The sequence below is a fragment of the Salmonella sp. 741265073_HBA genome, from assembly GCF_046569105.1.
Classification (GTDB): domain Bacteria; phylum Pseudomonadota; class Gammaproteobacteria; order Enterobacterales; family Enterobacteriaceae; genus Salmonella; species Salmonella enterica.
This window is the reverse complement of sequence record NZ_JBKFRY010000006.1, coordinates 1-15,801: the sequence shown is the minus strand read 5'-3', so window position 1 is coordinate 15,801 and position 15,801 is coordinate 1. Positions and strand designations below refer to the sequence as shown.

Here is a 15,801-nt window from a genome sequence, read left to right as displayed (position 1 = left end):
ACTTTAATACCACCGTCTTGAGTCACGCGCAAGGAGATCCTGAATCAGACAAAATAAAAGGCGGAAAAATTAAACAAAAATAGTATTGTAGTCGAATCAGTAACAATCTACTGATTTTTATTATTAATTCTAATAGACTGCAAGTCAGGGATATGATTCATGAATAACGTTATCAGTAGTAAAGATAACCATAATCACACGTTGGTGTTTACAGGCAAGGGCGGAAAGTATTTTGTTATTTGCCTTGTGAATTTCTTGTTGACGTGTATCACGTTGGGAATCTATGCGCCGTGGGCGATGGTGAAATGTCGACGTTATATTTATACTAATATGACGCTAAACAATCAGCCTTTTGCTTACAAAGCCACGGGCAGCGCATTATTTATTAGTGTGTTGTTAGTTTTTATTATTTATATTGTTAGCCTCTCTCTTATTGAACACGGTCATCCCGGTCTCGGTTTTACGCTATTCGGCTTATTAATTGCGATTATTCCTTTTATGGCGGTGAAAGGATTACAGTATCAGGCGATGATGACTTCGCTTAATGGCGTACATTTTGGATTCCAGTGTTCCATGCGGCGCGCCTGGTGGTACATGTTCGCTCTCCCGGTACTCCTGATGGTGGCGCTTTATATTGTTCTTTATATTATCTCACTGGTAACCATCGCCGTCGGCGGTTTAGTGTTCAATATCGTTTTTCTCGGTTTGCTGGCTATTATTGGGATAGGGGTCATTAACGGTATTACCTACAGCAAATGGATGACCTTGTTTGGCAATGGCGCAAACTTTGGCATTCATCGTTTCTCGATTCAGGTTAATGTTAAAACGTGCATCAGAGGGTGCGTGTTGGCAATGTTGACCCTTTTCCCTTTTGCTGTCGTGATTGGTTATCTAATCGCGCCGGTGTTCACCGACATGATTCTTTTGAGTATGATGGGGAATGCGCAGGCAGGAGGGGCGCTTATTCTGCAATATTATGGACAGATAATGGCATGTTATTTCCTCTATTTTCTCGCGATTATTGTGGTAACCAGTTACTTATATGTGGCGTTACGCAACCTGTTTTTAAACAATTTGTCACTGGCGAACGATTCGATTCGTTTTCATTCCTCTGTCACTGCACACGGTATGCTGTGGCGGTTACTGGTGGTGTTTGTGATTTCCGGCGTGACCTTAGGGCTGGCTTATCCGTGGTTGAAAATTGGGCTGGTGAGCTGGCTGGCGCAGAATACACAGGTCCAGGGCGATCTGGATTCACTTGAGTTAACCAATGATGAGACGCCGCTGGAAAATGGCCCGCTAATGTGGATTTCTCGTGGCATCATGCCTTACTTCCCGTTTATCTGATGTAAAAAGGCCGACGTTTACGTCGGCCCATAATTCATGTTGTCGGATGGCGGCGTGAATGCCTTATCCGGCCTACCGATCGCGCCATTTCAATAAGCGAACGTGTAGGCCTGGTAAGCGAAGCGCCATCAGGCTTTCAGATTACAGCGCGCTAATAACCGCCTGCTGCTCAATCAGCTTCGCTTTCGCTTCTGCATAGCCTTCCAGCTTCTCACGCTCTTTGGCAATGACCGCTTCCGGCGCGCGGGCAACGAAACCTTCGTTGGAGAGTTTGCCTTCGATACGGGCAATCTCGCCTTCGATTTTCGCCACTTCTTTCGCCAGACGCGCCAGCTCATCGTCTTTGTTGATGAGGCCAGCCATCGGGATCAGCAGTTCAGCGCCGTCGATGATTTTGGTCACGGAAACCGGGCCTTTGTCATCAGCTGGCAGCACGGTGATGCTTTCCAGACGCGCCAGGGTTTGCAGGAAGCTACGGTTGTCGTTAACACGACGAACGGCTTCTTCACTACAGCCGCGCAGCAGCAGTTCCAGCGGTTTACCCGGGGCGATGTTCATTTCCGCACGAATGTTACGTACCGCGACGATCGCCTGCTTCAGCCACTCGGTATCGGCCAACGCGGCTTCATCCACCTGTGCGGCGTTATATTCCGGGAACGGCTGCAGCATGATGGTGTCGGCGGTAATACCGCAAATGACCTTCACGCGCTGCCAGATGGTTTCGGTGATGAACGGGATGATCGGGTGCGCCAGGCGCAGCAGACCTTCCAGTACGGTGACCAGCGTATGGCGGGTGCCGCGCAGTTCAGACTCGGAACCCCCGGTCATTACCGGCTTGGTCAGCTCCAGATACCAGTCGCAGAACTGGTTCCAGGTGAATTCATACAGAATGCCCGCGGCGATATCGAAGCGGAAGTTGTCCAGCGCTTCGCGGTACGCTTTCACCGTCCGGTTAAACTCCGCCAGTATCCAGCGGTCCGCCAGCGACAGCGTCATTTCGCCGCCATTGAAGCCGCAATCCTGCTCTTCGGTGTTCATCAGCACAAAGCGGCTGGCGTTCCACAGCTTGTTACAGAAGTTACGGTAGCCTTCCAGACGCTTCATATCCCAGTTGATGTCGCGGCCGGTCGAAGCCAGCGCCGCCAGGGTAAAGCGCAGGGCGTCGGTGCCGTGCGGCTCGATGCCATTCGGGAACTGCTTCTCGGTACGCTTGCGAATTTTCTCCGCCATCTGCGGCTGCATCATGTTGCCGGTGCGTTTTTCCAGCAGTTCCGGCAGGGAGATGCCGTCCACCATATCCAGCGGGTCGATAACGTTACCCTTGGATTTGGACATCTTCTGGCCTTCGTCGTCGCGAATCAGACCGGTCATATAGACGGTATGGAACGGCACCTGCGGCTTGCCGTTTTCATCTTTGATGAAGTGCATGGTCATCATGATCATGCGGGCAATCCAGAAGAAGATGATATCGAAGCCGGACACCATCACGCTGGTGGGGTGGAACTGACGCAGGGCGTCGGTGTTTTCCGGCCAGCCGAGGGTAGAGAAGGTCCACAGCGCGGAGGAGAACCAGGTATCGAGAACGTCTTCGTCCTGACGCAGCGCAACGTCGGCGCCGAGGTTATTTTCCTGACGCACTTCGTCTTCGGTACGGCCAACGTAGACGTTGCCGTCGTTGTCATACCATGCCGGGATACGGTGACCCCACCACAGTTGACGAGATATACACCAGTCCTGGATATCGCGCATCCAGGAGAAATACATGTTTTCGTACTGCTTCGGTACGAACTGAATGTCGCCGTTCTCAACCGCTTCCACTGCCGGTTTCGCCAGCACGTCGGCACGGACGTACCACTGGTCGGTTAGCATCGGTTCGATAACCACGCCGCCACGGTCGCCGTAAGGGACGGTCAGATCGTGCGGTTTAATTTCTTCCAGCAGGCCGAGCGCGTCAACCGCAGCAACGATGGCCTTACGGGCAGCAAAGCGTTCCAGCTTTTGGAACTCAGCCGGAATCTCGCTGGAATAAACGTCAGACTCTTCACCTTTGGTATCGAACACTTCCGCGCTTTCGCGAATGTCGCCATCAAAGGTCAGGATGTTGATCATCGGCAGGGCGTGACGTTTCCCGACTTCATAGTCGTTAAAGTCGTGCGCCGGGGTGATCTTCACGCAGCCGGTGCCTTTTTCCATATCGGCGTGTTCGTCGCCCACAATCGGAATGCGGCGGTTAACCAGCGGCAGAATAACGAATTTGCCAATCAGATCTTTATAACGCGGATCTTCCGGGTTCACGGCCACGCCGGTATCGCCCAGTACGGTTTCCGGACGGGTGGTGGCGACGACCAGGTAATCTTTACCGTCTGCGGTTTTCGCGCCGTCGGCAAGCGGATAGCGGATGTGCCACATCGAGCCTTTGGACTCGCGGTTTTCCACTTCCAGGTCAGAGATGGCGGTGCGCAGCTTCGGGTCCCAGTTCACCAGGCGTTTGCCACGGTAAATCAGGTCTTCTTTGTACAGGCGGACAAAGACTTCTTTCACGGCATTGGAAAGACCTTCGTCCATGGTGAAGCGCTCGCGCTCCCAGTCAACGGAGTTGCCGAGACGGCGCATCTGACGGGTAATGGTGCCGCCGGATTCCGCTTTCCACTGCCAGATTTTGTCGATAAACGCATCGCGGCCGTAGTCGTGACGGGTTTTACCTTCTTCAGCGGCAATCTTGCGCTCAACCACCATCTGGGTCGCGATCCCGGCGTGGTCGGTGCCGACCTGCCACAGGGTGTTTTTACCCTGCATACGCTGGTAACGGATCATGGTATCCATGATGGTTTGCTGGAAAGCATGTCCCATATGCAAACTGCCGGTGACGTTCGGCGGCGGGATCATGATGCAGAAGGACTCTTTGCTTTCGTCGCCGTTAGGCTTGAAATAGCCCTGCTTTTCCCAGTGCTCGTAAAGCGGCTGTTCGATATCTTGGGGGTTATATGTCTTTTCCATTATTTCCAGGTTGCCGTATTCAGGTTAAAACCAGCCACGCGGTAGGCTTTGTAGCGTTCGCGCGCCAGTTGTTTCAAAGTTTCTTCGTAAGGGACGAAGTCTACCACTTCTGTGAAAGCGGTGGCAAAATCTGCAAAGCTTGTACGCAGGCTGATTAAAATATCGCGCGGGCTGCTGTTGCGTTTTTGCGGCCAGGCGATTTCAACCGGCGCGCCGCCGCGTGGGCCTTCGCCTGCCAGATTGTGCGGAACAAAACTTTCCGCCGGTCTCGCCCACAGCGCTTCATCCAGCCGAATGGCCTGCTTCTCATCTTCGCAGGCGATCAGCACGCGCTTGCCGGCTCGCCAACGTTCTGCGGCAATTTCACACACCAGTTGTTCAACGGCGCTTAAACCGTTGACGGTAGTGTCATTATCCAAAAGATAGAACGTCGCATTTTTCATATATGGGGCTTCTTGTGGTGGATTTAAATGCGTTGCCATGATGCCTCCCGTAGGCCGGATAAGCGCAGCGCCATCCGGCAAAACGCCTGATGGCGGCGCGAATGCGCCTTATCAGGCCTACGGGGTAATCTCAAACTTACTCTTCGCCGTTAAAGCCCGCACGATTGAGCAGGAACTGCGACAGCAGCGCTACCGGACGACCCGTCGCGCCTTTCGCTTTGCCGGAGCGCCAGGCGGTGCCGGCGATATCCAGGTGCGCCCAGTTGTACTTACGGGTAAAGCGCGACAGGAAGCAGCCCGCGGTGATAGCGCCGCCAGGACGACCACCAATGTTCGCCATATCCGCAAAGTTGGACTCCAGTTGTTCCTGGAACTCATCGCCCAGCGGCAGACGCCACGCGCGGTCGCCCGCTTGCTCGGACGCGCCAATCAGTTCATGCGCCAGCGGGTTATGGTTCGACATCAGACCGGTAATGTGATGGCCCAGCGCAATCACGCAGGCGCCGGTTAGCGTCGCCACGTCAATGACGGCTTCCGGTTCGAAGCGCTCAACGTAGGTCAGCACGTCGCACAAAACCAGACGGCCTTCGGCGTCGGTGTTCAGGACTTCAACGGTTTGACCAGACATGGTGGTCAGCACGTCGCCCGGACGATACGCGCGTCCGCCCGGCATGTTTTCACAGCCCGCCAGCACGCCGATAACGTTAATCGGTAGCTGAAGCTCGGCGACCATACGCATCACGCCGTAAACCGCCGCCGCGCCGCACATGTCGTACTTCATCTCGTCCATCCCTTCAGATGGCTTGATGGAGATGCCGCCGGAGTCGAAGGTCAGGCCTTTACCCACCAGCACGATCGGGCGCGCGTCTTCGGATGGATTGCCCTTGTACTCAATCACCGACATCAGCGATTCATTCTGCGAACCGTGGCCGACCGCCAGATAAGCGTTCATACCCAGTTCGCGCATTTGCTGTTCGCCGATGACGCGGGTGATGACATTTTTGCTGTAGCTGTCGGCCAACTGGCGCGCCTGTGACGCCAGGTAGGCGGCGTTACAGATATTGGGCGGCATGTTGCCGAGATCTTTCGCTGCCTTAATCCCGGCGGCGATGGCCAGACCGTGCTGAATGGCGCGTTCGCCGCTGGTGAGCTCACGGCGGGTCGGCACATTAAAGACCATCTTACGTAGCGGGCGGCGCGGCTCGCTCTTGTTGGTCTTGAGTTGATCAAAGCTATAAAGCGTCTCTTTGGCCGTTTCGACGGCCTGACGCACTTTCCAGTAGTTGTTGCGGCCTTTGACGTGCAGTTCGGTCAGGAAGCAGACGGCTTCCATTGAGCCGGTATCATTCAGAGTATTTATCGTTTTCTGAATAACCTGCTTATACTGACGTTCATCAAGCTCGCGCTCTTTGCCGCAACCAATGAGGAGGATTCGCTCGGAAAGAACGTTAGGAACATGGTGCAGCAACAGAGTCTGCCCCGGTTTTCCTTCCAGTTCGCCGCGACGCAGCAATGCGCTGATGTATCCGTCGCTAATTTTGTCGAGCTGTTCTGCAATCGGAGAAAGGCGACGCGGTTCAAAGACGCCCACGACAATGCAGGCACTCCGCTGTTTCTCCGGGCTACCGCTTTTTACACTGAACTCCATGCACTATGCTCCTGAATCTTAAAGACAACAGTGGTGGCTACAGCTATACTCGTCGTCTTTCAAGTTGCAGATGCGTTGGCTGCGCCTGCTCACCCCTGTCACTTACCTGATGTAAGCTCCGGGGCTTCACAGTCTTGCCGCCTGCCTGCAACTCGAAATCCATTAGAGTATAGAAATTGAAAGCTTTCGTAACTCATATCCGCTGTTGCGGTGACTTCGTGTTAATCTTAACGTTATTACGGCATTGGCACGTCAGAACAAGTTCTGAGAGGTGAATCCGCTGAGTATAATGATCTTAGCGATGATTTCGACGACTCAAGAGAATAAATGACGTTTAAGCCATGAAACAAGCTAAATTCCAGCAAAAAAATGGGTTTTTACGGGCGTATTTAAAGTGATAATCATAAGATATCTGGTGCGGGAGACGCTCAAAAGCCAGCTGGCGATACTCTTCATCTTACTTTTGATCTTCTTTTGTCAAAAGTTAGTGAGGATTCTCGGCGCGGCGGTTGACGGCGATATTCCCGCAAATCTGGTGCTCTCGCTTCTGGGGCTGGGCGTACCGGAAATGGCGCAGCTCATCCTGCCTTTAAGCCTGTTCCTGGGGCTGCTGATGACGCTGGGCAAACTGTATACCGAAAGTGAAATTACGGTCATGCACGCCTGTGGGTTGAGCAAAGCCGTGCTGGTAAAGGCCGCCATGGTACTGGCGTTATTTACCGGTATCCTTGCGGCGGTTAACGTGATGTGGGCCGGCCCCTGGTCGTCAAAACACCAGGATGAAGTGCTGGCGGAGGCGAAAGCGAACCCCGGTATGGCGGCGTTGGCGCAGGGGCAATTCCAGCAGGCGACTAACGGCAGCTCGGTGCTGTTTATCGAAAGCGTTGACGGCAGCGACTTCCACGATGTTTTCCTGGCGCAGATTCGCCCTAAGGGCAATGCTCGTCCTTCTGTAGTCGTGGCCGATTCCGGACACCTTACCCAGTTGCGCGATGGTTCCCAGGTTGTCACCTTAAACAAAGGGACGCGTTTTGAAGGGACGGCGTTGCTACGCGATTTTCGCATCACCGACTTCCAGAACTATCAGGCGATTATTGGCCATCAGGCCGTGGCGCTGGACCCGAACGATACCGACCAGATGGACATGCGCACGCTGTGGAATACCGACAACGATCGCGCTCGTGCCGAGCTGCACTGGCGTATCACGTTAGTCTTTACCGTGTTTATGATGGCGCTGATGGTCGTGCCGCTCAGCGTGGTGAATCCACGTCAGGGGCGCGTCTTGTCTATGTTGCCCGCCATGCTGCTTTATCTGCTGTTCTTCCTGATCCAGACCTCCATTAAATCGAATGGCGGTAAAGGCAAACTGGACCCGGTTATCTGGATGTGGGCGGTCAACCTGATCTATCTGGCGTTGGCGATTGGTTTAAACCTGTGGGATACGGTGCCGGTCCGCCGCCTGCGTGCCCGTTTTCTGCGTAAAGGAGCGGTATAATGCAGCCATTTGGTGTACTTGACCGCTATATCGGTAAAACCATTTTTACCACCATCATGATGACGTTGTTCATGCTGGTGTCGCTCTCCGGGATCATCAAGTTTGTCGATCAGCTGAAAAAAGCGGGGCAGGGTAACTACGACGCGCTGGGCGCGGGTATGTACACCCTGCTCAGCGTACCTAAGGATATCCAGATCTTCTTTCCTATGGCGGCGCTGCTTGGCGCGCTGCTGGGGCTGGGGATGCTGGCGCAGCGTAGCGAACTGGTGGTGATGCAGGCATCGGGTTTCACCCGTATGCAGGTGGCGCTGTCGGTGATGAAAACGGCTATCCCTCTGGTGCTGTTAACCATGGCGATCGGCGAATGGGTCGCCCCGCAGGGCGAGCAGATGGCGCGTAACTATCGTGCGCAGGCGATGTATGGCGGTTCGCTGCTTTCCACCCAGCAAGGTCTGTGGGCGAAAGACGGGAATAACTTTGTCTATATTGAACGGGTGAAGGGCGACGAGGAGCTGGCCGGCATTAGTATTTACGCTTTCAACGATCAGCGTCGTTTGCAGTCGGTGCGTTACGCCGCTTCGGCAAAATTCGACCCGGAGCATAAGGTCTGGCGTTTGTCGCAGGTGGATGAGTCCGATCTGCAAAACCCGAAACAGATCACCGGTTCGCAGACGGTGAGCGGCACCTGGAAAACGAATCTGACGCCGGATAAGTTAGGCGTGGTGGCGCTGGACCCGGATGCGCTTTCCATCAGCGGTCTGCATAACTACGTTAAATATCTGAAGTCGAGCGGACAGGACGCCGGACGTTATCAGCTCAATATGTGGAGTAAAATCTTCCAGCCGCTCTCCGTGGCGGTGATGATGCTGATGGCGCTGTCGTTTATCTTTGGACCGCTGCGTAGTGTGCCGATGGGCGTGCGCGTGGTGACGGGGATTAGCTTCGGCTTCGTCTTTTACGTCCTCGACCAGATTTTTGGCCCGCTGACGCTGGTATACGGCATTCCGCCGATTGTCGGCGCGCTGCTGCCGAGCGCGTCTTTCTTCCTGATTAGCCTGTGGCTAATGCTGCGTAAGTCGTAATCACAGGCCGCCATCCGGCAATGCAGTAAAGCGCAGTGCCTGATGGCGCTGCGCTTATCCGGCCTACTATGACCCGTAGGCCTGATAAGTCCTTTCCGCCGCCATCCGGCAGATAGCCTGGTATTCCTCGAATGATGTAGTGCGTAACCTGACGCGTGGCGCTTTTGGCTACGCGTTAAGCTCAGGCAAGCTGCGGGAAAAAGTAGATCAAAAAATTTATAACGTGCTGCCGTGATAAATCTGATAACCCAAATCAATCGTATTATGGTTGAGATCGTTATTTTTAATTTTGTTGAGCAACATCTGCGCGGCTCTGCGCCCGATCTCAAAACGAGGGGTAATTACGCTGGCGAGGCTCGGTATCATTTGCCTGCCCATCTCCAGACCGTGGAAGCCGGCGATGGAGATCTGCTCCGGTACGGCCAGTTGACGCTCGCGGCACCACAGTAGAGCGCCCATTGCGATATCGTCATTTGTACAAAAGACGCCATCCACGTCCGGGTGCGCAGCAAGCGCATCACGCATTAGTTGTATCCCCAGATGGATAGAGGAGATAGCGCGGGGATTGATGCGCAACGGCGCCAGCCCCCGGCGCGTCATCGCATCGCAGTAGCCATGATAACGCTGCTCATCTCGGATATCGTCTTTTGAACCCAGATAGAGGATTTTTCGCCGCTGGCGTTTATCCAGCATGGTGCTGACCATATCAAAGGCGGCCTGACGGTTATCAAACCCTACCTCCATATCTAAGCGGTCGCCCTGGATGTCCATGAGTTCTACAATCGGAAGGGTTGCTGAGCGCAGGAATTTGACGGTTCTGAGGGTATGATATTTTTCTGAAAGAATAATGCCGTCGATATTGTAAGACAGTAAATTGATAACGGACTCTTCTTCCGAATCGCGATTGTAATTGTAATTCGCAATGAGAGTTTGGTAGTTATGACCCGACGTTACGGATTCAATCCCGGCAAGAATGTCGGCAAACAACTGGTTCTGAAAAGAGGGGATCAGCACGCCCAGAGTGTAACTTTGCGCGTTTAACAGCATAGCTGGCGCGCGATTTGGTATGTAGTTAATTTCTTTCATGATCTGCGCAATACGCTCGCCGGTTTCCCTGGCGACTTTTTTCGGTGAGCGGATGTAACGGCTCACCGTCATTTTTGTCACGCCTGCAAGCGTAGCGATATCCTGCAAAGAAATTCTGTGATTCCTCATGTTTTCTCCAGTACCGGGGGCGGGAACGTCGCCCCCATGGTTAATTGGGCTGCGGATGATGAATTAATGCAGAACCGCATTCAGCGCCAGTACGCCCAGCAACCCCATGACAGAAATCAATGTTTCCATAACGGTCCAGGTGCGTAGGGTTTCCCCGACGCTAAGATTAAAATACCCTTTAAACAGCCAAAAACCGGGATCGTTAACATGTGATGCAATAACGCTTCCCGCGCCTGTCGCCAGTACCATTAACGCCGGATCGGCGTGGGTTACGTTAATAATCGGCAATACGACGCCCGCTGTGGTTATCGCGGCCACGGTCGCGGAACCTAACGCAATACGCAGCACGGCGGCTACCGTCCAGCACATTAATAACGGAGATAGCGAGGTGCCGGTCATTAATTGCGAGATATATTGACCCACGCCGCTATCCACCAGCACTTGCTTAAACGCGCCGCCGCCCGCGATGATAAAAACAATCATCGCAATAGCGCCAATGGACTCGCCGACGATATCCATCACCTGCTCAACCGTACGTCCATTGCGTCGCCCCAGCGTAAAAATGGCGATGATAATGGCAATAAACAACGCCACTGCTGGATTACCGATAAATTCGAAGAAAACCCGCACGGCATTCGTTTTTGGTAGTGTGATTTCACATACCGCTGCGATGGCCATCAGAATGACCGGGATCACGGCGGCAAAAATACTGTTCCAGAATGACGGCATCTCCTCTTCACTGAATAGGTGAGGATTAAATAATCCTTCAGGCGGCGCTTTCTCAAAGCGCGCCAGCAATTTTGAAAACAGAGGGCCGGCAACAATCACGGTCGGTATGGTAATGATTAACCCATACAGCAGGGTCGTACCGAGATTTGCCTCAAAAATTGTCGCAATAGCGGTAGGGCCGGGATGCGGCGGCAGGAAGCAGTGCGTAACGGATAAGGCGGCGACCATTGGAACCCCGACATACAGCAAGGGCAGTCCCGATGAGGCCACAATCGTAAAAACGAGCGGCAACAGCAGTACGAATCCGACTTCAAAAAACATTGCCAGGCCGACGATAAGCCCGGTGATCACCAGCGCCCATTGCACGCGTTTTTTGCCGAACGTATTAATGAGCGTCGTCGCAATGCGCTGCGCTGCGCCTGTATCGGAAATTAATCTTCCCAGCATCGCGCCAAAACCGAGGATCATGGCGAGTCCGCCCAGAGTACCGCCAATTCCGTTTTGTATGGAGTGCAGGACGTCTTGCGCGCCCATCCCTTCGGCAAAACCCACCACGGCGGCAACCAGAACAAGGGCGATAAAGCCGTTAACTTTAAAGCCAATCATTAAGACCAACAGCAGCGCAACGCCTGCCGCAATAATTATTAATGGCATATTCGTCTCTCTTATTAGCGCCAAAATAGCAGCGCTTACGCGCTGCATCGTATTTCCCTGGTCAGACGGCAACCAGCATACCGCCATCGACAAACAGCAGATGTCCGTTAACAAAGTCGGAGGCTTTTGACGAGAGAAACACCGCTGCGCCAATAAGCTCCTGGGGATCGCCCCAGCGTGCGGCAGGCGTACGTTTGCATAGCCAGGAGGTGAAGGCTTCATCTTCAACCAGCGCTTTGGTCATCTCCGTTTTGAAGTATCCCGGCGCAATACCGTTGACCTGGATATTATGACGCGCCAGCTCCACGCACATGCCGCGAGTCAGCATCTTCACGGCACCCTTCGATGCGGCGTATGGCGTAATCGTGTCGCGGCCCAGCTCGCTTTGCATCGAACAGATGTTGATCACTTTTCCTGCCTGCCGCGCCACCATACGGCGCGTAACGGCCTGAGAGACGAGAAAAACCGCGGTCTGATTTACGGCGATGACGTCATTCCACTCCTGCTCGGGAAACTCAGTAAACGGATGACGGCGCTGGATACCGGCGTTATTTATCAGGACGTCAATGACGCCGATATCTTTTTCGATATGTTCAACCGCAGCTTCAATGTCCTGTTTATGGGTGACATTAAAGGGAGCGGCAATAGCCTTTATCCCTTCCTGCTGAAGTTTCGTCACGGCTGTTTCGGCGCGCTCCGGGGTAATATCGTTAACAATAATGCGCGCGCCATAGCGACCAAGACCGGTCGCCAGCAAATAACCAATTCCCTGAGCGGCTCCGGTGATAAGGATATTTTTACCTGCCAGTGAAAAAAGATCGTTCATGATAGTGTCCCTTATTTTACTTTCTCAGAAAACGAGCTGAACTTTTGCCGCCTGTGTTTTGTCTCCGGCAAAGATCAGCGCCGCTTCCAGGTCGGTAAATGGATATTCCGCGCTCAGTAACGGCAGCGGATTGATAACGCGGTTGGCAAGCCAGGAAACCGCAGTATTAAATTCGGTAGTAAAGCGGAAAGAGCCTTTCAGGGAGATCTCTTTGCTTATTACCATCATCATCGGGAAGTTGGGAACTGCGCCGCCCATGCCAACCTGCACCATCACGCCTTTTGCCCGTGTGACTTCCAGACACGTTGAGATTGAGGAAGGATGCCCAGAGACTTCAAAACTGATATCGAAATACCCTTTTTCTGCTTTCCAGCCATCGAGAGAATCATGCTGTGGGTTCACCAGCGTATCCGCGCCCATCTGCCGGGCCAGCGAGAGAGAACGGGTACTGATATCGGCACATACCACTTCCGCCGCGCCCAGCGTTTTTACCGCGCTAACAATCAGGCAGCCAATAGGGCCAACGCCGGAGATAAAGACGCGTTTGCCCTGCAGATCGCCCGCCTCATGAGCCGCATGAATGGCAACCGCCAGCGGTTCGGCAAAGGCCATGGCTTTTTCGTCCGCCTGTTCCGGCCAGGGAATGCACTGAGCGGTATCGACAGCTTTAAATCGGGTAAAACCGCCATCGACATGCGGAAAATACATGGCGCTGCCAAAGAAACGCATTTCAGTACAGTGGTTTTCTTCATGCTGCAGACAGTATTTGCAATGACCGCAAGGCTTCGATGGATTAATCGCTACCGGTTGTCCTTCACGTAATAAATCTGAGTCGCTATGAACGATTTTGCCAATCACTTCATGCCCTAAAATCATTGGCGCTTTTACTGTAAAATTGCCGACTTTGCCTTCCTGATAATAATGTAAGTCAGACCCACAAATGCCGCCACGGGTAATTTGTACGAGTGTTCCTTTATTATTCCATTCAATATTTTGTTCCGTAACGGCAACAGCACGCTTACCCGCAACAACGCAGGATTGAGTTTTTACTTCCATAAATTCCTCACTGGTCAGGTAGTTACCCTGAATGCATTTAAGCGGTTTTATTTGTCACTATTTGTGACTTATGTCACGCTGGAAAATTGTTACACTACAATGTTACGCATAACGTGATGTGCCTTAGAGTTCTTCTCTATGGAAATTAAAAAACGTGAAATTGTCGAACGTAGAGGCGTAATATTGTGGAGTGGAATATGACTCAGAGGTATTTAAATGGCCGGGGAAAGCTATATTTTAATGGGTGTTTCAGGTAGTGGTAAATCTTTAATAGGCAGCAAAATTGCAACATTATTTTCTGCGAAGTTTATTGACGGCGATGATCTCCATCCGGCGAAAAACATTGATAAAATGTCTCAGGGAATACCGTTAACTGATGAAGACCGTTTACCCTGGCTGGAACGATTAAATGACGCTTCATACAGTCTTTATAAAAAAAATGAGACGGGATTTATTGTCTGCTCGTCATTAAAAAAACAGTACCGCGATATTTTACGTAAGAGCAGCCCTAACGTACATTTCCTGTGGCTGGATGGCGATTACGCTACCATTCTGCAGCGAATGCAGCGTCGTGCCGGGCATTTTATGCCGCCAGACCTGCTGCAAAGTCAGTTTGACGCGCTGGAGCGACCGTGTGCCGATGAACATGATATTGCGCGTATCGATGTTAATCATGACATCGAGCACGTGACGGAGCAGTGCCGACTGGCTGTACAGGCTTTTCGTCAGGCACTCAGCGCTTCCTGATCATTGTCAAAGCGCTGAGTCAGGCGGTCAGAAGTCAGCTTTTAGCACTACACGATAGCGGGCTTTGCCGTCGCGAACGTGCTGGATAGCCTCGTTGATTTGTGACATTGCGAACAGTTCCGTGGTGGGCGCGACTTTGCTGCGTCCGGCGAATTTCATCAGTTTGCGAAGTTCATATGGCGTTCCGGTTGCCGAGCCTGAGATACTGCGATCGCCGGCTATCAATGTAAACGCCGGTACGGGCAGCGGCTTCAATACCGCCCCAACGGTATGGAAGTTGCCGCCATAGGTCAGCGCTTCGAAGTAGGGCTGCCAGTCGAGATCGACGTTGACCGTGTTAATAATGAGATCGAACTGGCCCGCCAGTGCTTTTAACGCTTCCGGATCGCGGCTGTTCACCACGTTATTGGCCCCCATCGCCAGCACTTCCTGCTCTTTCGATGGATTTGAGCTGAACGCGGTGACTTCGCAGCCCATTGCATGTAACAGCTTTATGGCGATATGCCCAAGCCCGCCAATACCGATGACGCCAACGCGGCTGGTAGCAGTAATATGGTGCATCAGTAGCGGTTTAAAGACCGTAATGCCGCCACATAACAGCGGGCCTGCGGACGCCATATCTATATTCTCCGGAAGAGGAATTACCCACTGCCAGCCCGCGCGAAGCTTCTCGGCAAAACCGCCACGATTGAGGATAGTGGGCACTGCGCCTTCCTGGCAGTTAATTTGATTGCCGCTGATACAGGCATCGCAGTGTCCGCAGCTGCGCGCCGTCCAGCCTATTCCAACGCGCTGGCCGACTTTTAGTCCCTTATCCTGTGCCGCGCTGCCGAGTGCGGCCACCCGACCGATGACCTCATGTCCGGCAACCAGAGGGTATTGAGAGAACCCCCATTCATTGTCGATCATCGACAGATCGGAATGGCAGATCCCGCAGTAGTCGACCCGTACCTCGACATCTTCCGGTTGGAGTTCTCCCGCGTCATATTCATAGAGTTCGAGTTCGCCGCCCGCCTCTTTGGCGGCATAGCTTTTTATTATCGTCATTGTGTTTCCCTTAATGTGGTGTTGAACTGAAAAGTGTAGAGCATGGAGGCAAGGGGCGCCCGGCGTTAATCTGCTGGAGAAGGCGGGAAGTAGCCTGATTATTCTATTTAATACTCAACGCTGCTGAAATTTTCAGCACTTAGCGATACAGGTGTATGCTCGTGCTTGCATGGCGGCGTATGACAGGTATAATCCACAACGTTTTCCGCATACCTCTTCAGTGCCGAAGTGGCGAAATCGGTAGACGCAGTTGATTCAAAATCAACCGTAGAAATACGTGCCGGTTCGAGTCCGGCCTTCGGCACCATAAAAAGCTTTTTTCAAGTCTACCAACGTCTACTTTAGTCCATAAAAACAGTAAGTTAAGCAGAGTTCTGGCCTTTCTTAGTCTGTTCACGTCTACTTACTTCTATCCACATATACCAACGAATGATGGTATAACTGGTGGTATCTTCGGTTCGATTGATTTTGATACCAACAGCGGAGGTATCAACTGATGGCACTTACTGATATCA

General features: G+C 52.7%; 13 protein-coding genes and 1 tRNA gene. 6 read left to right on the top strand and 8 right to left on the bottom strand.

Annotated elements, in window-relative coordinates:
* Positions 1-159 precede the first annotated feature (159 nt).
* A complete protein-coding gene (locus ACLD3P_RS10270; RefSeq protein ID WP_411006509.1) occupies positions 160-1,347 on the top strand; it encodes a YjgN family protein in 1,188 nt (395 codons plus the stop codon).
* A 141-nt stretch (positions 1,348-1,488) separates the two neighbouring features.
* On the opposite strand, the gene ACLD3P_RS10265 is transcribed toward ACLD3P_RS10270, so the two are convergent.
* The 3 genes from ACLD3P_RS10265 to pepA all read right to left on the bottom strand — a co-directional run bounded on the left by ACLD3P_RS10265 (position 1,489) and on the right by pepA (position 6,435).
* The gene (locus ACLD3P_RS10265; protein WP_131046666.1) at positions 1,489-4,344 is read right to left on the bottom strand and encodes a valine--tRNA ligase; all 2,856 of its coding nucleotides are present in this window, start codon (positions 4,342-4,344) and stop codon (positions 1,489-1,491) included.
* Positions 4,344-4,787, bottom strand: coding sequence for a DNA polymerase III subunit chi (gene holC / locus ACLD3P_RS10260; RefSeq protein WP_001523689.1), 444 nt, complete (start codon positions 4,785-4,787; stop codon positions 4,344-4,346). Before holC ends, ACLD3P_RS10265 begins: the two co-directional genes overlap by 1 nt.
* Positions 4,788-4,923: 136 nt before the next feature.
* Positions 4,924-6,435 (bottom strand): leucyl aminopeptidase, encoded by a 1,512-nt coding sequence (gene pepA / locus ACLD3P_RS10255; RefSeq protein WP_000397158.1) that lies wholly within the window; start codon positions 6,433-6,435, stop codon positions 4,924-4,926.
* Between the two features lie 280 nt (positions 6,436-6,715).
* Here pepA and ACLD3P_RS10250 point away from each other — a divergent pair, with 280 nt between their 5' ends.
* The 3 genes from ACLD3P_RS10250 to lptG all read left to right on the top strand — a co-directional run bounded on the left by ACLD3P_RS10250 (position 6,716) and on the right by lptG (position 9,012).
* Entirely contained in the window at positions 6,716-6,766 is a 51-nt protein-coding gene (locus ACLD3P_RS10250) for a hypothetical protein (RefSeq protein WP_212724070.1), read from the top strand.
* Positions 6,767-6,829: 63 nt separating this feature from the next.
* On the top strand, positions 6,830-7,930 hold the full coding sequence (lptF, locus tag ACLD3P_RS10245) for an LPS export ABC transporter permease LptF (RefSeq protein ID WP_000584132.1): 1,101 nt from the start codon (positions 6,830-6,832) through the stop codon (positions 7,928-7,930).
* A complete protein-coding gene (gene lptG / locus ACLD3P_RS10240) occupies positions 7,930-9,012 on the top strand; it encodes an LPS export ABC transporter permease LptG (protein ID WP_001182242.1) in 1,083 nt (360 codons plus the stop codon). The genes lptF and lptG overlap by 1 nt, the downstream gene beginning before the upstream one ends.
* Before the next feature lie 216 nt (positions 9,013-9,228).
* Here lptG and ACLD3P_RS10235 read toward each other — a convergent pair whose 3' ends face one another.
* The 4 genes from ACLD3P_RS10235 to idnD all read right to left on the bottom strand — a co-directional run bounded on the left by ACLD3P_RS10235 (position 9,229) and on the right by idnD (position 13,492).
* Positions 9,229-10,227: a LacI family DNA-binding transcriptional regulator gene (locus ACLD3P_RS10235; protein WP_131046665.1), complete on the bottom strand. Its 999-nt coding sequence runs from the start codon at positions 10,225-10,227 to the stop codon at positions 9,229-9,231.
* Positions 10,228-10,290: 63 nt separating this feature from the next.
* On the bottom strand, positions 10,291-11,610 hold the full coding sequence (gene idnT, locus ACLD3P_RS10230; protein ID WP_001128356.1) for a gnt-II system L-idonate transporter: 1,320 nt from the start codon (positions 11,608-11,610) through the stop codon (positions 10,291-10,293).
* A 61-nt stretch (positions 11,611-11,671) separates the two neighbouring features.
* Positions 11,672-12,436 (bottom strand): gluconate 5-dehydrogenase, encoded by a 765-nt coding sequence (gene idnO, locus ACLD3P_RS10225; protein ID WP_000998688.1) that lies wholly within the window; start codon positions 12,434-12,436, stop codon positions 11,672-11,674.
* A 24-nt stretch (positions 12,437-12,460) separates the two neighbouring features.
* Entirely contained in the window at positions 12,461-13,492 is a 1,032-nt protein-coding gene (gene idnD / locus ACLD3P_RS10220; RefSeq protein ID WP_000453354.1) for an L-idonate 5-dehydrogenase, read from the bottom strand.
* 216 nt (positions 13,493-13,708) lie between these two features.
* Here idnD and idnK point away from each other — a divergent pair, with 216 nt between their 5' ends.
* Entirely contained in the window at positions 13,709-14,239 is a 531-nt protein-coding gene (gene idnK, locus ACLD3P_RS10215) for a gluconokinase (protein ID WP_000896756.1), read from the top strand.
* Between the two features lie 27 nt (positions 14,240-14,266).
* On the opposite strand, the gene ACLD3P_RS10210 is transcribed toward idnK, so the two are convergent.
* Positions 14,267-15,286, bottom strand: a complete 1,020-nt coding sequence (locus ACLD3P_RS10210; protein WP_000152563.1) for an NAD(P)-dependent alcohol dehydrogenase — start codon at positions 15,284-15,286, stop codon at positions 14,267-14,269.
* 222 nt (positions 15,287-15,508) lie between these two features.
* Between ACLD3P_RS10210 and ACLD3P_RS10205 the strand changes: the two genes are divergently transcribed.
* A tRNA-Leu gene (locus ACLD3P_RS10205) sits at positions 15,509-15,593 on the top strand.
* Positions 15,594-15,801: the final 208 nt, after the last annotated feature.